This window comes from Aeromonas sp. R4-3 (assembly GCF_040908275.1).
Classification (GTDB): Bacteria; Pseudomonadota; Gammaproteobacteria; order Enterobacterales; family Aeromonadaceae; genus Aeromonas; species Aeromonas rivipollensis.
In genome coordinates this window covers 1-18,066 of record NZ_JBFODK010000054.1, presented here as the reverse complement: position 1 = coordinate 18,066, position 18,066 = coordinate 1, and the positions used below count along the sequence as shown (strand labels likewise).

The window sequence follows — 18,066 nt, the reverse complement described above, 5'->3', positions numbered from 1 at the left end:
ATGTTCGAAATGCTGATCCTGATGCTGGACGCAACCATACGTACCGCGCCGCCGCTTATTCTGGCGGCCATGGCGGGCATGTTTTGCGAACGCTCCGGGGTGGTCAACATAGCCCTGGAGGGCAAGCTGCTGGCGGCGGCCTTCGCCAGTGCGGCCGCGGCCGCCGTTTCCGGTTCCGCCTGGATTGGGCTGGGTGCCGGGGTGGGGGTTTCCATCCTGTTCGCCCTGCTGCACGGCTTCGCCACCATCACCCACCGGGGTGATCAGGTGGTGAGCGGCATGGCCATCAACATACTGGCGGCCGGTCTGACCGTCACCCTGGGCCGTTACTGGTTCGATCAGGGCGGCCAGACCCCGGCGCTCTCCGGTGATGCCCGCTTCGCCCCCATCGACCTGCCCTTCGCCAAGGAGCTCTATGACGTGCCCGTCATCGGCCAGCTCTACAGCGAGCTCCTGAGCGGTCACTCCCTGCTGGAGTACGTGGCGTTCGCCGCCGTGCCCCTGGCCTGGTGGGTGCTGTTCCGTACCCGCTTCGGCCTGCGGCTGCGGGCGGTGGGCGAGGCCCCGGCGGCGGTGGATACCGCAGGTATCTCTGTGGTGCGGATGCGCTACACGGCGCTCATCATAGGCGGTCTGCTGGCGGGGATCGGGGGCACCTATCTGGCGGTGGCCCAGACCGCCCAGTTCATTCCCAACATGAGCGCGGGCAAGGGCTTCATGGCGCTGGCGGCGCTGGTGTTCGGCAAGTGGCGTCCCTGGAATGCCATGGCGGCCTGTCTGCTGTTCGGCTTCCTCGACGCCGTCGCCATCCGCTTGCAGGGGGTCAGCATCGGCGACTTCCCGATCCCGGTGCAGGCGATAGAGGCGCTGCCCTACATACTGACGGTCTTCCTGCTGGCCGGCTTCATCGGCAAGGCGGTGGCCCCCAAGGCGCTCGGCACCCCCTACGTCAAGGAACGGGAATAGCACTCCCGCCCAAACAAGAAGGCCCGCACCAGCGGGCCTTCTCTTTTTCGGGCGACGGGCTCAGCCGATGGGGCGCACCAGCGCCGGCTGGGCGGGATCGCTGAGCCGCTCGGCCAGATAGTCCACCAGCAGCCGCACCTTGGGGGAGAGGTGGCGGTTATGGGGATAGAGGGCCCAGATCCCCTCCTGCGGCGCCCGCAGCTCCGGCAGCAGTTCGATAAGCTCCCCCCGGGCCAGGTGCTCGCTCACGTAGTAGTCCGGCAACTGGATGATGCCGATCCCCTTGAGCGCCGCGTCCAGCAGGGCGTGGCCGCTGTTGCAGTGGAGCAGGCCGCGTACCCGCACGCTGTGGGGTTTACCGTCCAGGGTGAAGTGCCACTCGTCGCCATTGCCCACCAGGCAGTGGTGGCGGGCCAGCTCCGAGAGGCTGTTGGGCATGCCGTGGCGGGCGGTATAGGCGGGGGAGGCGCACACATAGGGCACCCGCTGCGCCAGCTTGCGGGCCACCAGAGTCGAGTCCTTGAGGTGGCCGAGGCGGATCGCCAGATCGAACCCCTCGTGCACCAGATCCAGCAACTGGTTGGTGAGGTTGAGGGTCACCTCCAGCTGGGGGAAGCGCACCATGAAGTCGTTCACCAGGGGGGCTATGCGGCTCTCGCCGTAGGAGACGGGAGCCGTGATGCGCAGGGTGCCCTGTGGCACCGCCTGATGGCGCCCCAGTGCCAGCTCCGCCTCGTAGAGGTTGTCGAGCAGCTGGCGGCAGTGGCGAAAGTAGATCTCGCCGAGCTCGGTGAGCCGCACCTGGCGGGTGGTTCGCAGCAGCAGCTTGGCCTGCAGCCTGTCTTCCAGCTGCGCCACCTGGCGGCTCACCTGAGCCACCGAGACCCCGAGCTTGCGCGCCGCCGGGGTAAAGCCCCCCTGCTCCGCCACGCTGACAAATTCACAGACCCCTTCCCAGCCGAACATTATTACCTATGTGTAAAAGTGATTTGATACTTAGCCTTATTATCACCAAATCGGCGGGAAACTACACTGAATGTCCGAACCCATTTCAGTTCACCCACACAACCACGAGGACATCATTCATGGCACAGGTTCAAAGCATCAAGTGCAAGGCCGCCATCGCCTGGGGCCCGGGCCAGCCCCTCTCCATCGAAGAGGTGGAGGTCATGCCACCCCAGGCCGGCGAGGTGCGGGTGCGCATAGTCGCCACCGGCGTCTGCCACACAGATGCCTTCACCCTGTCCGGCGAAGATCCGGAAGGTGTCTTCCCCTGCATCCTGGGCCATGAGGGGGGCGGCATAGTCGAGTCCGTCGGCGAGGGCGTCACCAGCGTCAAGGTGGGGGATCACGTGATCCCGCTTTATACCCCCGAGTGCGGCGAGTGCAAGTTCTGCAAGTCCGGCAAGACCAACCTGTGCCAGAAGATCCGCTCTACCCAGGGCAAGGGTCTTATGCCGGACGGCACCACCCGCTTCTCCAAGGACGGCCAGCCCATCTATCACTACATGGGCACCTCCACCTTCAGCGAATACACAGTGCTGCCCGAGATCTCCATCGCCAAGGTGGACCCGGCCGCCCCGCTGGAAGAGGTCTGCCTGCTCGGCTGCGGCGTCACCACCGGCATAGGCGCCGTGATGAACACCGCCAAGGTCAAAGAGGGTGAGAGCGTCGCCATCTTCGGGCTGGGGGGCATAGGCCTCTCCGCGGTGATCGGCGCCCGCCTGGCCAAGGCCGGCCGCATCATCGCCATCGACATCAACGAGAGCAAGTTCGAGCTGGCCCGCAAACTCGGCGCCACCGACTGCATCAACCCGAACGATTACGACAAGCCCATCCAGGAGGTGATCGTCGAGATGACCGATGGCGGCGTCGACTTCTCCTTCGAGTGCATCGGCAACGTCAAGGTAATGCGCGCGGCGCTGGAGTGCTGCCACAAGGGCTGGGGCGAGTCTGTCATCATAGGGGTGGCCGGTGCCGGTCAGGAGATCAGCACCCGTCCCTTCCAGCTGGTCACAGGCCGGGTCTGGCGCGGCAGCGCCTTCGGCGGGGTGCGCGGTCGCAGCGAACTGCCGAGCTATGTGCAGCGCTACATGCAGGGGGAGTTCCGGCTGGACGACTTCATCACCCACACCATGCCGCTGGAGCAGATCAACGAGGCCTTCGATCTGATGCACGAAGGCAAGAGCATCCGCACCGTCATCCACTACTGATCCCATCACAGCCCCGCCCATCGATGAATGGGCGGGGCAGAGGAGTCCTTCGATGAATCTGGACATTATCAGCAGCAACAAAAGCTTCGGTGGCTGGCACAAGCAGTACCGCCACAGCTCCACAGTGCAGGGCTGCGAGATGCGCTTCGCCATCTACCTGCCGCCCCAGGCCCTCACCGGCCAGAAGGTGCCCGTGCTCTACTGGCTCTCCGGCCTCACCTGCACCGACGAGAACTTCATGCAGAAGGCGGGGGCCCAGCGCATCGCCGCCGAACTCGGCATCGCCCTGGTGGCACCGGACACCAGCCCGCGCGGCGAGGGGGTACCGGACGATCCCGGTTACGATCTCGGCATGGGGGCCGGCTTCTATGTCAACGCCACCCAGCACCCCTGGCGGGATCACTACCAGATGTATGACTACGTCACCCGGGAGCTGCCCGAGCTCATCGAGACCCACTTCCCGGTCTCCACCAGGCGCGCCATCAGCGGCCACTCCATGGGGGGCCACGGGGCGCTCATCGCCGCGTTGCGCGAACCCGGCCGCTACCGCTCGGTGTCGGCCTTCAGCCCCATCAGCCACCCGAGCCGCGCCCCCTGGGGCCAGAAGGCCCTCGGCGCCTATCTCGGCAACAATCCGCTGCTGTGGCAGGAGTGGGACGCCTGCCAGTTGCTGCGTCACCACGACAGCCAGCCCCTGCCGACCCGGGTAGACGTGGGGCTGGACGATCCCTTCCTGGCGGAGCAACTCGGCATAGACGCCCTGGCCGAGATTGCAACCGCCAAGGAGTGGCCCCTGGCGCTTCATCGCCATGCCGGCTATGACCACAGCTACTACTTCGTGGCGAGCTTCATCGAGGAGCACCTGCGCTTTCATGCCAGCCACCTCGGCGAGCTGGCCCAGGGCTGACCAGGGGCCAGACAGGCCCCCATGGTCGCCCGCCCCTCATCAGCGGGCTGCCATAAACAAGGGAACAGGGAGACAAGGATGACGATCTTCACCACGCTGCTGGCCATGCCGGACCAGTTCGCACGACTGCTGGCACAGGTGCCCGCCGACCAGCTGGACTGGGAACCCGCCAACTGGGCCGGGACCCCAGCCGAGCGCTTCAGTGCCCGGGGGCACCTCTGCCACCTGCTGGACATAGAGACCCAGGGCTATCAGCTGCGCTTTCGCCGCACCCTGGAGGAGAGCCTGCCCGCGCTGGCCTCCCTCGATGGCTATCAGCTGGCGCGAAACAACCAGTACCCGTTGCAGGATACCGCGGTGCAGCTGGACCGCTTTCGTACCGCCCGCCTGCAGACAGTGGACTGGCTCAAGGCGCTGCCCTCCAGTGCCTGGGCGCGGCGCGCCCGCTATGGCGACTATGGGGAGGTGACCCTGGACGGTCTGGTGCGCCTGCTCGTCAGCCACGACCACCAGCACCTCGCCGGCATGCAGTGGCTGTTGATGCGGCTCAACGCGGATCTGCGCCTCGCGCTGCCTCTCGAGTGAGGCGCGCCGCTCCTAACCCCTTATGAAAAAAGGCCCCGCCGGGGCCTTTCTCATCTTGGAACATTCGGCTCAGCTCCCCTGCCGGTTCACCAGACCCGAGCCCGCTATCTCGCTCTTGAGCTCGGGATCCCCCCAGTAGCTGACCGAGCCAGAACCGGCGATCTCTATCTTGAGCCGCGACTTGGCACGAACCTCAACCTCGCCACTGCCGGCGATACTCACCTCGACCTCCTCGCTGGCGAGCCCGGCGCCCTTGACGCCACCGGCTCCGGCGATGTTCAGCTCCACCACCCGGACGGAGCCCTGCCCCAGATCCAGGTTGCCCAGACCGGCGATGTTGCCCTCCAGCCGGTTCAGCTCCAACCCGCTGGCGACTATGTCACCCGTGCCAGCAACCGACAGCACCAGCTCATCCCCCTTGAAGTCACGCAGCTCGCCATTGCCGGTGCCAGCCAGCGCCAGCTCATGGAGCTCGGGCAGGGTGATGGTGATCTCCAGCGGCTCGGTGGGGGCCAGCCGATAGCCCTCCTTCACCTCTATCTCCAGCTTGTCGCCCTGCTCGGTCAGCTCCAGGTAGGGCAGCAGGTTCCCCTGCCCCCGGATGTGGATGCCCCTCGCCTCCCCCGCCACCAGATGGATGTTGGCGGGCACCCCGGCCAGCACCCGGGTCACCTCCCGGCCCAGGGGGTGCTGCTGCTCCACCAGGGCCCCGGCCCCGCTCACCTTGACATCGTCCTGCCAGCTGCAGCCACTCAGCCCCAGGGCCAGCACGGCTCCCATCATCCAGTTCATCGCCACTCTCCTCGTTGTGTGTTGGCAAACGCGCCCCCTTGGTCCACGCAGCCTGGTGAAGGGGCGATTGCAAACCACATGCCAGAGGGTCAAGCCTATGATTTTCAACTTAAAATCAGATTCAACGCTCACGCCCCCTTCATGTTTGAGAGCCATTCAGACCATAAGTTGGTCAAACTCACCATGCCCGAACGGGGGGAGACCGCCCGCAGGCAGGGCCAGCCGCCGCCGGGAGAGGGAAGTTTTTGGTTGCCGCCCCGGTCTGTTGAGCCAATAGTGATACCTTGTGCGTATAGAGCTCTCCACCTAAGCATTTGTCACTGCCAACAAGGAGTCAGAGCGTGACCCAAGTCAGCCATCCATTCGCCAGCCCAGAGGGCCTGCCAGCCCCGACCCGCACCCTGCTGCTCGGCGGCGACGATCCCGAGCACAAGCGCCGCGAGCTGCTCGACTACTTCTGTCAGACCTTCGATCTCTATGACAGCCTGTTTGACTGCCTGGCCGATGAGCGGGCCTGGTTCAACAAGGCGATCCCCCTGCGCCACCCCCTCATCTTCTACTACGGCCACACCGCCGCCTTCTTCGTCAACAAGCTGCTGGCGGCCAACCTCATCGACCGGCGCCTCGATCCCCGCATCGAGGCCATGGTGGCCATAGGGGTGGACGAGATGAGCTGGGACGATCTGGACGAGACCCACTACGACTGGCCTGCGGTGGCCGAACTGCGCGACTACCGTGGCCGCGTGCGCGCCCTGGTGTGTGATTTCATCGAACGTATGCCGATCGCACTGCCCATCGACTGGCAGAGCCCGGCCTGGGTCATCCTGATGGGGATAGAGCACGAGCGCATCCACCTGGAGACCTCCAGCGTGCTGATCCGCCAGCTGCCCCTGGCCTGGGTGCAGCCGCAGCCCTATTGGCCCGCCTGTACCCAGGCCCGCCACAGACGCGACCAGGTGCCCGCCAACAGCCTGCTGCCGGTGGCGGGAGGTCGGGTGCGCCTCGGCAAGCAGGACGCCACCTACGGCTGGGACAACGAATATGGCGAGCGCCATATCGAGCTGGCCCCCTTCCAGGCCAGCCGCATGCTGGTGAGCAACGCCGAGTACTTCGACTTCGTGCAGGCGGGCGGCTATGAGACCCGGGCCTGGTGGGACGACGAGGGCTGGGGCTGGTGCCAGTATGCCAAGGCGCGCATGCCCAGCTTCTGGGTCGGCGACCCCAACGAGCCCGAGCAACTGCAACTGCGGCTGATGACAGAGCAGGTCCCCCTACCCTGGGATTGGCCCGCCGAGGTGAACCAGCTGGAGGCCGCCGCCTTCTGCCGCTGGAAGGCGGCCCAGACCGGCCTGCCCATACAGCTACCGAGCGAGGGGGAGTGGATGCTGCTGCGCGAGCAGCTGCCCGGGGATCAGCCGGACTGGCTGGAAGCCCCCGGCAATATCAACCTGGCCCGCTTCGCCTCCTCCTGCCCGGTGGATGCCTGCCCCCAGGGCGGCTTCTTCGATCTGGTGGGCAACGTCTGGCAGTGGACCAGCACCGCCATCGACGGCTTCGAGGGGTTCAAGGTGCACCCGCTCTACGATGACTTCTCCACCCCCACCTTCGATGGCAAGCACAGCCTCATCAAGGGCGGCAGCTGGATAAGCACGGGCAACGAGGCGCTCAAGTCGTCCCGCTACGCCTTCCGCCGCCACTTCTTCCAGCATGCGGGCTTCCGCTATCTGGTCTCACGCTATCAGGAAGCCATCACAGTGAACCCTTATGAAACCGACGCCCTGGTGGCGCAATACCTCGACTTCCAGTACGGCCCGACCCATTTCGGGGTGGCCAACTACGCCCAGACCCTGGCCAGCCTCGCCAGCGAGCTGTGCAGCCGCCATGAGCGGGCGCTGGACATCGGCTGCGCCACCGGCCGCGCCAGCTTCGAGCTGGCCCGCCACTTCCAGCACGTGGACGGGGTGGACTACTCGGCCCGCTTCATCGACGTGGCCCTCGCCCTCGCCAGCCAGGACAGCTTCCGCTATGCCCTGCCCCTGGAGGGGGATCTGGTGGAGTATTGCGAGGCGCGCCTCTCCAGCCATGATCTCGGCCGCGAGCAGGCCGAACGGGTCCACTTCAGCCAGGGGGATGCCTGCAACCTCAAGCCCAAGTACGAGCACTACGATCTGGTGCTCGCCTCCAACCTGATCGACCGGCTGCGGGAGCCCGCCCGCTTCCTGCGGGACATTGCTCCCAGACTGCGCAGCGGCGGCCTGCTGGTGCTCACCAGCCCCTACACCTGGCTGACCGACTACACCCCCAAGGCGAACTGGCTCGGCGGCATCCGGGAGAACGGCGAGGCCCTCTCCACCCATCAGGCGCTGCAACGGCTGCTGGCGGCGGAGTTCGAGGAGCTGTGCCCGCCGCGAGACGTGCCCTTCGTCATCCGCGAAACCGCCCGCAAGCACCAGCATACGGTGGCCCAGCTCACCGTCTGGCGCAAACGCTGAGGGGGCGGCAAACGAAAGAGGGAGGCCCATGGCCTCCCTCTCTTTTTGCCCAAAGGCTTATCTCTCCTGGACCTGGGGCAGGGGCTCCTGCTCGCGGTAGCGACGGGCCAGCACGGCGCACACCATCAGCTGGATCTGGTGGAAGATCATCAACGGCAGCACCATGACCCCGACGCTGGCGGCCGGGAACATGACGTTGGCCATGGGCACCCCATTGGCCAGGCTCTTCTTGGAGCCGCAGAAGACGATGGTGATCTCGTCCGCCTTGTTGAAGCCGAGGCGGCGGCTGATCCAGACGTTCCAAGCCAGCACCAGCGCCAGCAGCACGCAGCTCAGCAGCACTATGCTGGCCAAGTCATACCAACCCACCTGATGCCAGATCCCCTGCACCACGGCCTCGCTGAAGGCCACATAGACCACCAGCAGGATTGAGCTCTGATCCAGCTTGCCGATGAGCGGCCGGTGGCTGTCGACCCAGCGGCCGATGAGGGGGCGCGACAGGTGGCCCACCACGAAGGGCAGCATCAGCTGCACCATGATGGCCTGGATGGAGTGCCAGGTGTCGACCCCCTCCCCCTGAACATTGATCATCAGCCCCACCAGCACAGGCGAGAGGAAGATACCGAGTATGCTGGAGGCCGAGGCGCTGCACACCGCCGCCGACACATTGCCGCCGGCCATGGAGGTGAAGGCGATGGCCGACTGCACTGTGGCGGGCAGGGCGCACAGATAGAGGAAGCCGAGATAGATGGCCGGGCTCAGCCACTGGGGCACCAGCGGGGTGAGCAAGAGCCCCAGCAGCGGGAACAGCAGGAAGGTGCTGGCCATCACCACCAGGTGGAGCCGCCAGTGGCCGAGCCCCGCCAGCAGGTTCTGGCGCGACAGCTTGGCGCCATGCATGAAGAAGAGCAGCGCCACCGCCAGCTTGGTCAGCAGCGCGAACCAGACGGCCACCTGGCCCTCGCAGGGGAAGAAGGAGGCCAGGGCCACCACCAGAATCAGCACAGAGGTAAAGGGATCCAGACGCACGGGGAGTCTCCAGGGAAAGCGCGTCCCGCACCGGATGGGGGACGACAGGGCACAGGAGGGCCATCCTCTGACGGCGACCCTCGATACGAAACCCCAGCTTACCCCGAACACAGGGAGGCGCAAAGTTGAGCGACGGCCCAAGTATTCAGTGAAATTAAACGAGTTGGTTTTTAGCGCTTTAAAACTAAACACCCAAGGCGGCCATGGCGGACCGGAGAGACAAAAAAACGGGTGGCCAGAGGCCACCCGCGCTGCACCACAGCCGGCATTCAGATCTGCCGGGCCAGGGTGTCGTCCCCCACCTTGCCCCCGGCGGCCAGCTTGCGGGCCTGACGCTTCTCGAAGCGGGAGATCCACCAGTAGGCCAGCGCCGAGAAGACGGCCGTCATGAAGACGTTGATGAAGAAGGCGCGCACCAGATCCACCCCGGCCGGGAAGGCGGAGGCACTCATGCTCACCACGAAGATGGCGATCAGCACAGAGACCACGCTCATGCCGAAGGTGCGCGATCCCATGCGGAACTCGCGGGGGGTGTCGTCGTGTTTCCAGCGGAAGACGAAGTAGGCCACCATGATGAAGATGGGCGGCAGCATGGCGGTACCGGCGGTGAGGTTGATGGCGGTGTTCATCATCTGCTGCACCGATTCGGAGCCGAAGCCGTTGACCACCAGCATCACGAACACGAAGACAAACTGCCACCAGGCGGCGCGCACCGGCACCCCGTGCTCGTTGAGCTGGGTGGTCTTGTCGCCATAGACGCCCTGGGGGATCTCGGAGAAGTGGATCTTCACCGGCGCCGAGGTCCACATCATCATGGAGCCGAACATGGCGATGAAGAGCACCACCCCGACCGCGCGGCCGACCAGCGTCTCGGATAGCCCGAAGTACTGCGCCATGCCGGTGAAGATCTCCACCATGCCGCCGGCGTAGGTGAGGCTTTCCCGCGGCACGAAGACGTTCACCAGCAGGGAGCCCAGCGCATACATGGCACCTATGACCACACCGGCGATGATGATCACCTTGATGAAGGACTTCTGGCCGCCCTTGACGTCATTGAGGTAGGCCGCCGCCGTTTCGGCACCGCCCGCCGCCTGGAAGATCCAGCACATGATGCCGAGGGTCGCCCAGTTGACGGTGGGGGTCATGGCTTCCAGGGTGATGGGCTGGGCCGCCACATGGTCGCCGCCGAGGGCCATCAGGGCGCCCAGCACATAGATGGCGAACAGGGCGAAGACGCCGTAGGCCACCAGTTCGGCAATCTTGCCGAGCCAGCTCGCCCCCTTGGTGGAGATATGGGTCGCCGCCGCAAACAGCGCTATGGAGATGATAGAGGTGACGGTCGGCGAGAAGCTGTACTCATACCCCAGCATGGCGTAGGAGGCGTAGGCGATGACGTTCGGCAGCAGGGAGACGAACCAGAACAGGTTGACGAACCAGTAGAGAAACGATCCCAGATAGGCCATACGGGTGCCGAGGGGTTTCTTGAGCCAGTCGTACATCCCCGACTCGGAGTCTTTATTGGCCGAGACGAACTCGGCGATGATGAAGACGAAGGGGATGAAGTAGACCAGGGTGGCCAGCAGGAAGATGGGGGCTGAGCTGAGCCCCAGCTCTATGTTGTTGTTGACGATATTGCGCACGTTGAACACGGCGGCAAAGGTCATCGACAACAGGGCAAACTTGCCTATGGTGCCGCGTACTGAATCAGACATATGTCCTCCAATGGACTCGCGCTCCCTGCGGGTAACGCTGTGACTCTGAATGTGTTCGGCAAGGGTCTGTCGGCCCCGCCATTTACTCTCTTGTTATGATCGGACCGCCAGGGCGGCCTCGTTGGCAAACCGGCGCCGCCCTGCGGCACCGGCACTCAATCGGGGTTCAGACGATGGGGGTGCCCGGCGCCATCGGCACGCGAGGCTGCAACAGCACGCTCTGGCTCTCGTCCGGGGTCTCGGCGCAGAGCAACATGCACTCGGAGCGCTCGCCGCGCATCCTGGTGGGCTTGAGGTTGGTCAGCACCACCACCTCGCTGCCCAGCAGCTCCTCTTCGCTGTAATGGGGCACCAGGCTGGTGACCGTCTGCAGCGGCCGCTCGCCCCCCACGTCGATCTGGACGATATAGAGTTTGTCGGCCCCGGGGTGGCGCACCACCTCCAGCACCTTGCCCACCTTCATCTCGACCCGTTTGAATTCGGCAAACTCGATCGTCTCGCTCATTCCTTTCTCCTTGTGTTCGGTTCTTGCGCTCAAGGGAGCAACGGATAACGGGTGGCCGCAGCCACCCGGTTGATCTCTCCTGGCCACGGGGGCCGGTTTGGTCAGGGTTATCGTCAGGATGCCCGGACGGAAATCTGGCTGGTCGGCTGGGCCTCTTTCACCCGTGCGTCAGCACTCAGGGAGGCTTCGTAGCGGTTGTACTTCCACCAGGCGAAGCCGAGGAAAATCACGATCCCGCCGACGTTGTAGAAGATGATGGTCATGATGTCGGCGCCGGTCGGGAAGGTGGAGGCGAGGAAGCCCACCGAGAAGATGGCGATCAGCACAGAGACCACGGCGATACCTGTGGTGCGCGACCCCATCTTGAAATCACGCGGCAGGTGATCCAGCTTCAGGCGCAGATTGAGGTAGGCCAGCATGATGAAGAGCGGCGGCAGCATGGAGGCGGCGGCCGTCATGTTGATGACGGTGTTCATCAGATCCTGCGCCGTGTTGGAGCCCAAAGTCGGGATCAGCATCAGGGGCAGCACTATGAGGTATTGGATCCAGGCAGCCCGGGCGGGCACGCCGTTCTCGTTCAGCTCGACCGTCTTCTTGCCGAAGATGCCGGCCGGTATCTCGGAGAAGAAGATCTTCACCGGAGTGGCCGTCCACATCAGCAGGGAGCCGAACATGGCGGTAAAGGAGACCAGACCCACGAAGCGATTCATCAGGATCTCAGGCAAGCCGAAGTAAGCCGCCAGCCCCTCGAATACCTGCACCGAGCCGCCGGTGTATTTCAGGGTGTCGCCGGGCACGAAGACGTTGATCAAAAGCGATGCTATGGAGTAGAGCACCCCGATAAAGAGCCCGGCGATGATGATCACCTTGACGAAAGATTTGGAGCCCCCTTTCACGTCATTGACGTAGACAGCAACCGACTCGGCGCCACCGGCTGCCATAAAGATCCAGGTGGTGATACCCAGGAAGGCCCAGCTGAAGTCGGGGACCATGGCCTCTACCGTGATGGGGTCGGCCGGTTGTACACCACCGACTAACGCCACACCTGCCAACAAGATGTAGGAGAGGGTCAGCAGCAGCATCAGGGACGAGGTCACCGAGGTGATGGGGCCCAGCATCTTGGCGCCGTTGGTGGAGACATAGGTGGCAAAGGCGAACAGCACCATGCTCAGGCCAGTAGTCGCCAGCGGGGTGAAAATGTATTCGTAGCCGAGGAAGGCATAGGAGGCGTAGGCAATGACCCGCGGCAGCAGAGAGGTGAAGAAGAAGAGGTTCACGAACCAGTAGGTGTAGGCGGAGATAAAGGCCCAGCGCCCGCCGAGAGAGCTCTTCACCCAGGCATAGACACCGGCTTCGGAGTTCTTATTCAGTGACACGAATTCCGCAATGATCAGACAGAACGGAATGAAGTAAAAAATGGTGGCCAGAAAGAACATGGGGGCCGAGGCCAGACCGATCTCGATGTTGTTGTTGATGACGTTGTTGAAGCTGAATACCGCCGCGAAGGTGAGCGACAGCAGACCAAACTTGCCTATCGTATTCCGTTTGGAATCGGACATGGTGCATCTCCAGACCTGTAGTTATTTCCGCGAAAGGGCGGGGCATGGGTTGTAGGGTGAGCCCCGCCCTTCCGGCTTTTATCAGTGCAGAACCGGCGGCTTGTTATTTGTTTTTGAAGTAGCCGCCTTCGACCGTGACCTTGATGATCAGCTTGCGCACAGGGGCATCGCCGACGAAGCGATAAGCCTCGTCGTTCTCGAAGATCACCACCTGACCGTTGCCGACCTTCTGGCGCTCACGGACCTCGCCAGCCAGCCACTCGCGATCCGTGGTGTCGTCATAGGCCTGCTCGACTCGCAGATCCGGCTTGGCAGCCCACTCCACCGTCTCTTCCCCTTCGAGGTAGTAGTGAACGTCGAAGTAGCGGCGTTGCCCCTCGAACAGTGAGGTGGCCGGGCTGGCCCCCTCCTGCAAGCGGTAGGTGAGGGAGTCACCTATGGAGTGGCAGATGCCGGGCTTGAGGTTTGGCAGGTTGTTGATGGCCTCCACGCAGCGGCCCCACTTCTTGCCCTCCCGGTAGATGTTTTTGAACAGGGTCAGGTTGCCTAAGGTGATCATGCGAGCGTCCTCCCGCCGTTGATGCTGAGATCGATCCCGGCCAGGGCGGCCGGATTGAGGTTGCCACGGGCGATGGGCAGCAGGGTCAGGCCGAAGCTGAAGGGCTCGAAGCGCACCCGCCAGGAGTCCAGTACCTCGGAGCCCCAGGAGTTGGAACCCAGCCCCAGCACCTTGTGATCCAGATTGAGGGTGAGATAGCCACTCGGCTCCAACTCGTTGATGTGCTGCGCCCCGTGGATATGTTCCCAGCTGTAGGGCCAGACGCTCAGGTTGATGGGGGCATCGGGCCGCACGTAGAGACCGGCACCGTGACGGTTGGTCAGGGTCGCCCAGCGCACCTGCTGGCGGTTGCCGTTGTCTTGCGGGAAGGGGTAGTGCTCCCACATCTCGCCCACAGTGCTCTGGAAGCAGTCGATCCAGTTGCTCTGGCGGCTGTCCTGGTAGTTCTCACCCGGGCCCATGCCGAAGTAGTGCACCCGATCGAGGTCCTGGCGGATCCCCAGCTCGAAGCCGATCTTGGGAATGATGTCGTCATAGCCGCCGTAGGGCTGGCCGGACAGGGCCACATGCAGCTGGCCGTTCGAGCTCAGGGTATAGACGTAGCGGCAGCGCATGCCGAAGTCGAACACCGGCGGCGCGATCAGGCTCTCCACCGTCACCTCGACCGCGTCACCCAGCTGGCGCCAGCTCAGAGTGCGGAAGTGCTCCTGCATGATCTGCAGGTGGTTCGGGTGCCACAGGCTCTCGTACTCCTGCTTGTGGTTGTCGATCATCGGCTTGAAGAAGGTGAGGCGCGGCGCCCGCTCGAGAAGCTCATTGCCATCTTGCTGCCAGCTCACCAGCTTGCCGTCGAGGCGCGAGAAGCGCAGGGCAAAGCCGCTGCCGCTCAAGGTCAGCGCGAGACGCTCATCGGCAATCTGCAGCGCAGTAGCGTTGGGATTGGCAAAGGGCTGCAGTTGGCGAGTCGATGCCTTCAGCTGGAACTGGTACTGGCCCAGCTCGTGCTCCGCCGCGCTGTAGCGGGTGGCGGTGGCCTTGATGACCCGCAGCTGGACGAAGGTTTCCCGCCCATCGAGGGATGGCAGATCGAGTTGCAACTCGGTGGTGGCACCGGGGGCAACCCCTTCCAGACGGAGCTGCTGGCTGGCCAACAGCTCGCCCTCGGCCTTCACCTCGACCAGCAGACGGATGTCGTCGAGATTGGAGAACCAGTAGCGGTTTTCCAGCTCAAGCTTGCCGCTCGCCAGATCCAGCGCCCGCACCTTGACCGGGCAGATCACCTGCTTGTATTCGCGCAGGCCAGGCCCCGGGGTCTGATCCGGATAGATGAGGCCATCCATGCAGAAGTTGTAGTTGTTGGGGTAGTCGCCGTAGTCGCCGCCGTACTTGTAGACGGCGCGGCCCTGCTCGTCCTGATCCAGGATGCCGTGATCGCACCACTCCCAGATGTAGTGACCCTGAATGTGGGGATGACGGTCGAACACCTGCTGATATTCGCTCAGGCCACCCGGGCCGTTGCCCATGGCGTGGGCGTATTCGCAGATAATGCGCGGCTTCTCCATCGGGAACTCGCCAAAGCTGTTCATCTGGGAGACGCGCGAATACATGGTGCTCACCACATCCACCACCTCGGCATCGCGATCCTCTTCGTAGTGCACCAGCCGGGTCGGGTCGATCGCCTTGCAGCGCTGGTACATGGATCTGATGTTGCAGCCGTAGCCGGACTCGTTGCCCAGGGACCAGATGATGATGGAGGGGTGGTTCTTCTGGGCGTGAACATGGCGCTCGATCCTGTCCACGAACACAGGCTCCCAGAAGGGGTCGTCGGTGATGCGGCTGAGATCGCCGACGTTGGCAAAGCCGTGAGTCTCCACGTCCGTCTCCGCCATCACGAACAGACCGTACTGGTCGCACAACTCGTAGAAGCGCGGGTCGTTCGGGTAGTGGGCGGTGCGCACCGAGTTGAGGTTGTGCTGCTTCATCAGCACTATGTCCCGCTCCACTCTATCCATGCCGACCGCGCGGCTCTTGAGGTGGTCGTTGTCGTGGCGGTTCACCCCGTGCAGCTTGAGGTAGTGGCCGTTGACGTAGAAGAGGCCATCCTTGACCTTGATGTCACGCACCCCGACCCGCTGGGGGATCACCTCCAGCAGCTCGCCTCGCTCGTTATAGAGCGACAGCTGCAGCTGGTAGAGGTAAGGATCTTCGGCACTCCAGAGATGGGGGTTCGCCATATCCAGCGTGAAGCGGCAATCACACTTGCCATCGATGGCGAGATGGTCGAGCGAGCCGCTGGCGATCTCGCTGCCCTGATCCAGCAGGGACCAGGCCAGACGGTGATCACGAGTTGGCGCCCCCAGATTCTCCAGCTGGATATCGCAGCTCAGGGTGGCGCCGTCGTCGGCCAGCTCGGTGCGGATGAAGAAGTCCTGCACATGGACAGCCGGTTTTCCCACCAGATAGACGTCGCGGAAGATCCCCGCCATCCACCACATGTCCTGATCTTCGATATAGGTGGAATCGGCCCACTGCATCACCCGCACCGACAGCAGGTTCTCGCCGGTGTTGGCATGGGCACTGATATCGAACTCGGCGGTGAGGCGGCTCCCCTTGCTGAAGCCGACATAGTGGCCGTTCACATAGACCTCAAAGTAGGTCTCCACTCCGTCAAACTTGATGATCACCTGCTCTCCGTCCCAGGCCGGGCTCAGCGTGAAGCTGCGCTGATAAGCGCCGGTGGGGTTGTTGCTCGGCACGAAGGGCACGTCGATGGGGAAGGGAAAACCCTCGTCTGTGTACTGCAGATTGCCGTGCCCTTCCATCTGCCACATGTTTGGCACTGTGATCTGGCCCCAGCCGCTCATGGGGCTGTGATAGAAGTCTTCCGGCACCAGCAGGGGGTGCGCAAAGTAGTGGAACTGCCACTGACCGCTCAAGGAGAGGAAGCGACGGCTCAGCTCCCGCTGCATGGTGGCCGCCAGCCCGTGATCGGTATAAGAGAAGAAGTAGGCGCGCGGAGCCAGCCTGTTTTCACCAACGAATTGGACGTTTTCCCAGTTATTCACATGTCCTCCCGGAACAAGACAACTTTGACTGAGTAAACTCTAGATAAACATTTACTAAATATCAGGTAATGATCGGTAAACTTTTAACCCCATCACACAAGATGGCTGGATTTGTGAGCGAGATCAGAAGCAGAAGATAAAGGGAGAGAGAGCTGCCTGGATGGCATGAATATTGACGAAGCGGGAATGAGTGAAGCAATTACCTATATATAACAATGTTATACGGAATAACGGGGACAGGGTGAAGCACGGGAAGGTAACACAGGAAGGTAAATAGAGGGGCGCGCCACCTGGAGTGGCGCGACTACAGAACATCTTTTTTTACTAAAATTATCGAGTGGTACCACGCAGGGTCAGGCGGCTGGGAACCAGCACCCGCAGCGGCACTTCCCGCTCATCCCGCAGCCGTTCGACCAGCAAATTGACTCCCTGGGAGCCCATCAACTCGGAGTGGATCCGCACCGTGGAGAGCGGCGGGAAGGTGAACTTGGCGGTCGGGATGTCGTTGACGCTGATGAGCTCGATCTGCTGGGGAATCGCCAGTCCCTTCTCGTGGATGGCTCTCAGCACACCTATGGCGATGGAGTCTGAGGCGACGAACAGGGCACGGGGCCAGTCTCCCGCCAGCATCTCTTTCGCCAGCCGGTAGCCGGAGGCACTGGAAAAGTCGCCGCGATAGAGGTCGCTCTCCTGCACCACTCCCAGCCGCTGACCGTAGTCGAGGAAGGCCAGCTCACGGAGATCCGGCGCCTCATCCTGACCCCCTATATAGCCGATGCGGCCATGCCCCTGGGCGATGAAGAAGTCCACCACCTGCTGGCTGATAAGCGCCAGATCCACGTCCACGGAGTCAAATTCCCCCTGGGAGCGGCAATCCACGAACACCAGCTGGGCAGAGAGAGAATGGAGCGCAGCCAGCCGCTCCTCGGGCAGATGGCCGATGACCATGATGCCGTCGACGGCGGAGAGCTCACGCCCCTCGGCGCCGTTGTAGAAATGGGTTAGCTCTATGTTGAAGCGGGCGCACTGGGTCTCGATGCCGTAGCGAATGGCGAGATAGTAGGGGTCGTTGACCTCGGTGCTCTGCGGATAGGCATAGACCGCCAGAAAGTGCAGCTTGCTCTTGTGCACCCCTTTGCGGGCGCTGCTGGTCTTGTACTCCAGCCGCTCGGCAATCTCGAAGATCTTCTGTCTGGTCTCTTCCTTGACGCTCAGCGTCGGATCTTCATTGAGCACCCGCGACACAGTGGCCTGGGACACCCCCGCCTCCTGTGCAATTTCCTTCAACGTGGCCATGCATACTCCTCTGGCGATGACTCCCGACAATACCTGACCAAGAGTAACGGGCAAGCCGCTGACAGCCCAGCATTTTTACTAAAAGAAGCCAGCCTGGATCGAAAAAATCCCAAAGCAAAAAGGCCTCCCGAATGGGAGGCCTCTTCTAAATAGGTGCCTGACAGTGTCCTACTCTCGCATGGCGAATGCCACACTACCATCGGCGCTACCGCGTTTCACTTCTGAGTTCGGCATGGGATCAGGTGGTTCCACGGCGCTATTGCCGTCAGGCAAAAGCTGTATTACTTAATAATGGTGCTGATACCCAGAGTCGAACTGGGGACCTCATCCTTACCAAGGATGCGCTCTACCAACTGAGCCATATCAGCACACTAACCGGTAAAGAC

General features: G+C 63.1%; 14 protein-coding genes, 1 tRNA gene and 1 rRNA gene. 5 read left to right on the top strand and 11 right to left on the bottom strand.

All coding sequences use genetic code 11. From position 1 onward, the window contains the following. Positions 1–966 carry an ABC transporter permease gene (locus AB5Y91_RS16000; RefSeq protein ID WP_025325295.1) on the top strand — a complete coding sequence of 322 codons (966 nt, stop codon included), beginning with the start codon at positions 1–3 and terminating at the stop codon, positions 964–966. Between the two features lie 60 nt (positions 967–1,026). On the opposite strand, the gene AB5Y91_RS15995 is transcribed toward AB5Y91_RS16000, so the two are convergent. Then, the gene (locus AB5Y91_RS15995) at positions 1,027–1,932 is read right to left on the bottom strand and encodes a LysR substrate-binding domain-containing protein (RefSeq protein ID WP_025325293.1); all 906 of its coding nucleotides are present in this window, start codon (positions 1,930–1,932) and stop codon (positions 1,027–1,029) included. A gap of 119 nt (positions 1,933–2,051) precedes the next feature. Between AB5Y91_RS15995 and AB5Y91_RS15990 the strand changes: the two genes are divergently transcribed. The 3 genes from AB5Y91_RS15990 (at position 2,052) to AB5Y91_RS15980 (ending at position 4,671) form a co-directional block, all read left to right on the top strand. Further along, on the top strand, positions 2,052–3,179 hold the full coding sequence (locus AB5Y91_RS15990; protein WP_163156332.1) for an S-(hydroxymethyl)glutathione dehydrogenase/class III alcohol dehydrogenase: 1,128 nt from the start codon (positions 2,052–2,054) through the stop codon (positions 3,177–3,179). A 52-nt stretch (positions 3,180–3,231) separates the two neighbouring features. Beyond that, on the top strand, positions 3,232–4,086 hold the full coding sequence (gene fghA / locus AB5Y91_RS15985) for an S-formylglutathione hydrolase (protein ID WP_368170254.1): 855 nt from the start codon (positions 3,232–3,234) through the stop codon (positions 4,084–4,086). Positions 4,087–4,164: 78 nt separating this feature from the next. After that, positions 4,165–4,671, top strand: a complete 507-nt coding sequence (locus AB5Y91_RS15980) for a DinB family protein (protein WP_368170253.1) — start codon at positions 4,165–4,167, stop codon at positions 4,669–4,671. Between the two features lie 69 nt (positions 4,672–4,740). Here the strand turns inward: AB5Y91_RS15980 and AB5Y91_RS15975 are convergent, their stop codons facing one another. Beyond that, positions 4,741–5,463: a DUF2807 domain-containing protein gene (locus AB5Y91_RS15975; protein ID WP_368170252.1), complete on the bottom strand. Its 723-nt coding sequence runs from the start codon at positions 5,461–5,463 to the stop codon at positions 4,741–4,743. A gap of 341 nt (positions 5,464–5,804) precedes the next feature. Between AB5Y91_RS15975 and ovoA the strand changes: the two genes are divergently transcribed. Next, positions 5,805–7,955: a 5-histidylcysteine sulfoxide synthase gene (gene ovoA / locus AB5Y91_RS15970; RefSeq protein WP_368170251.1), complete on the top strand. Its 2,151-nt coding sequence runs from the start codon at positions 5,805–5,807 to the stop codon at positions 7,953–7,955. 57 nt (positions 7,956–8,012) lie between these two features. Here ovoA and AB5Y91_RS15965 read toward each other — a convergent pair whose 3' ends face one another. The 9 genes from AB5Y91_RS15965 to AB5Y91_RS15925 form a co-directional block, all read right to left on the bottom strand. After that, complete coding sequence (locus AB5Y91_RS15965; protein ID WP_368170250.1) at positions 8,013–8,984, bottom strand: bile acid:sodium symporter family protein; 972 nt, start codon at positions 8,982–8,984, stop codon at positions 8,013–8,015. A 269-nt stretch (positions 8,985–9,253) separates the two neighbouring features. After that, entirely contained in the window at positions 9,254–10,696 is a 1,443-nt protein-coding gene (locus tag AB5Y91_RS15960; RefSeq protein WP_368170249.1) for an amino acid permease, read from the bottom strand. A gap of 166 nt (positions 10,697–10,862) precedes the next feature. Further along, on the bottom strand, positions 10,863–11,201 hold the full coding sequence (locus AB5Y91_RS15955) for a tRNA-binding protein (protein ID WP_162520097.1): 339 nt from the start codon (positions 11,199–11,201) through the stop codon (positions 10,863–10,865). Between the two features lie 113 nt (positions 11,202–11,314). Continuing rightward, positions 11,315–12,760, bottom strand: a complete 1,446-nt coding sequence (locus AB5Y91_RS15950) for an amino acid permease (RefSeq protein ID WP_368170248.1) — start codon at positions 12,758–12,760, stop codon at positions 11,315–11,317. Between the two features lie 103 nt (positions 12,761–12,863). Continuing rightward, a complete protein-coding gene (locus AB5Y91_RS15945; protein ID WP_368170247.1) occupies positions 12,864–13,319 on the bottom strand; it encodes a beta-galactosidase subunit beta in 456 nt (151 codons plus the stop codon). Then, positions 13,316–16,384, bottom strand: a complete 3,069-nt coding sequence (gene ebgA / locus AB5Y91_RS15940; protein WP_368170246.1) for a beta-galactosidase subunit alpha — start codon at positions 16,382–16,384, stop codon at positions 13,316–13,318. The genes AB5Y91_RS15945 and ebgA overlap by 4 nt, the downstream gene beginning before the upstream one ends. A gap of 330 nt (positions 16,385–16,714) precedes the next feature. Further along, positions 16,715–17,680, bottom strand: coding sequence for a transcriptional regulator EbgR (ebgR, locus tag AB5Y91_RS15935; protein WP_139744696.1), 966 nt, complete (start codon positions 17,678–17,680; stop codon positions 16,715–16,717). 155 nt (positions 17,681–17,835) lie between these two features. After that, positions 17,836–17,950 (bottom strand): 5S ribosomal RNA (gene rrf / locus AB5Y91_RS15930). 22 nt (positions 17,951–17,972) lie between these two features. Continuing rightward, positions 17,973–18,048: transfer RNA gene (locus AB5Y91_RS15925), tRNA-Thr, on the bottom strand. Positions 18,049–18,066: the final 18 nt, after the last annotated feature.

Bases quoted from the DNA above. Each gene is read 5' to 3' on its own strand.
- AB5Y91_RS16000 (WP_025325295.1), top strand. From the start codon at position 1: ATGTTCGAAATGCTGATCCTGATGCTGGACGCAACCATACGTACCGCG.
- AB5Y91_RS15995 (WP_025325293.1), bottom strand. From the start codon at position 1,932: ATGTTCGGCTGGGAAGGGGTCTGTGAATTTGTCAGCGTGGCGGAGCAG.
- AB5Y91_RS15990 (WP_163156332.1), top strand. From the start codon at position 2,052: ATGGCACAGGTTCAAAGCATCAAGTGCAAGGCCGCCATCGCCTGGGGC.
- fghA (WP_368170254.1), top strand. From the start codon at position 3,232: ATGAATCTGGACATTATCAGCAGCAACAAAAGCTTCGGTGGCTGGCAC.
- AB5Y91_RS15980 (WP_368170253.1), top strand. From the start codon at position 4,165: ATGACGATCTTCACCACGCTGCTGGCCATGCCGGACCAGTTCGCACGA.
- AB5Y91_RS15975 (WP_368170252.1), bottom strand. From the start codon at position 5,463: ATGAACTGGATGATGGGAGCCGTGCTGGCCCTGGGGCTGAGTGGCTGC.
- AB5Y91_RS15960 (WP_368170249.1), bottom strand. From the start codon at position 10,696: ATGTCTGATTCAGTACGCGGCACCATAGGCAAGTTTGCCCTGTTGTCG.
- AB5Y91_RS15955 (WP_162520097.1), bottom strand. From the start codon at position 11,201: ATGAGCGAGACGATCGAGTTTGCCGAATTCAAACGGGTCGAGATGAAG.
- AB5Y91_RS15950 (WP_368170248.1), bottom strand. From the start codon at position 12,760: ATGTCCGATTCCAAACGGAATACGATAGGCAAGTTTGGTCTGCTGTCG.
- AB5Y91_RS15945 (WP_368170247.1), bottom strand. From the start codon at position 13,319: ATGATCACCTTAGGCAACCTGACCCTGTTCAAAAACATCTACCGGGAG.
- ebgR (WP_139744696.1), bottom strand. From the start codon at position 17,680: ATGGCCACGTTGAAGGAAATTGCACAGGAGGCGGGGGTGTCCCAGGCC.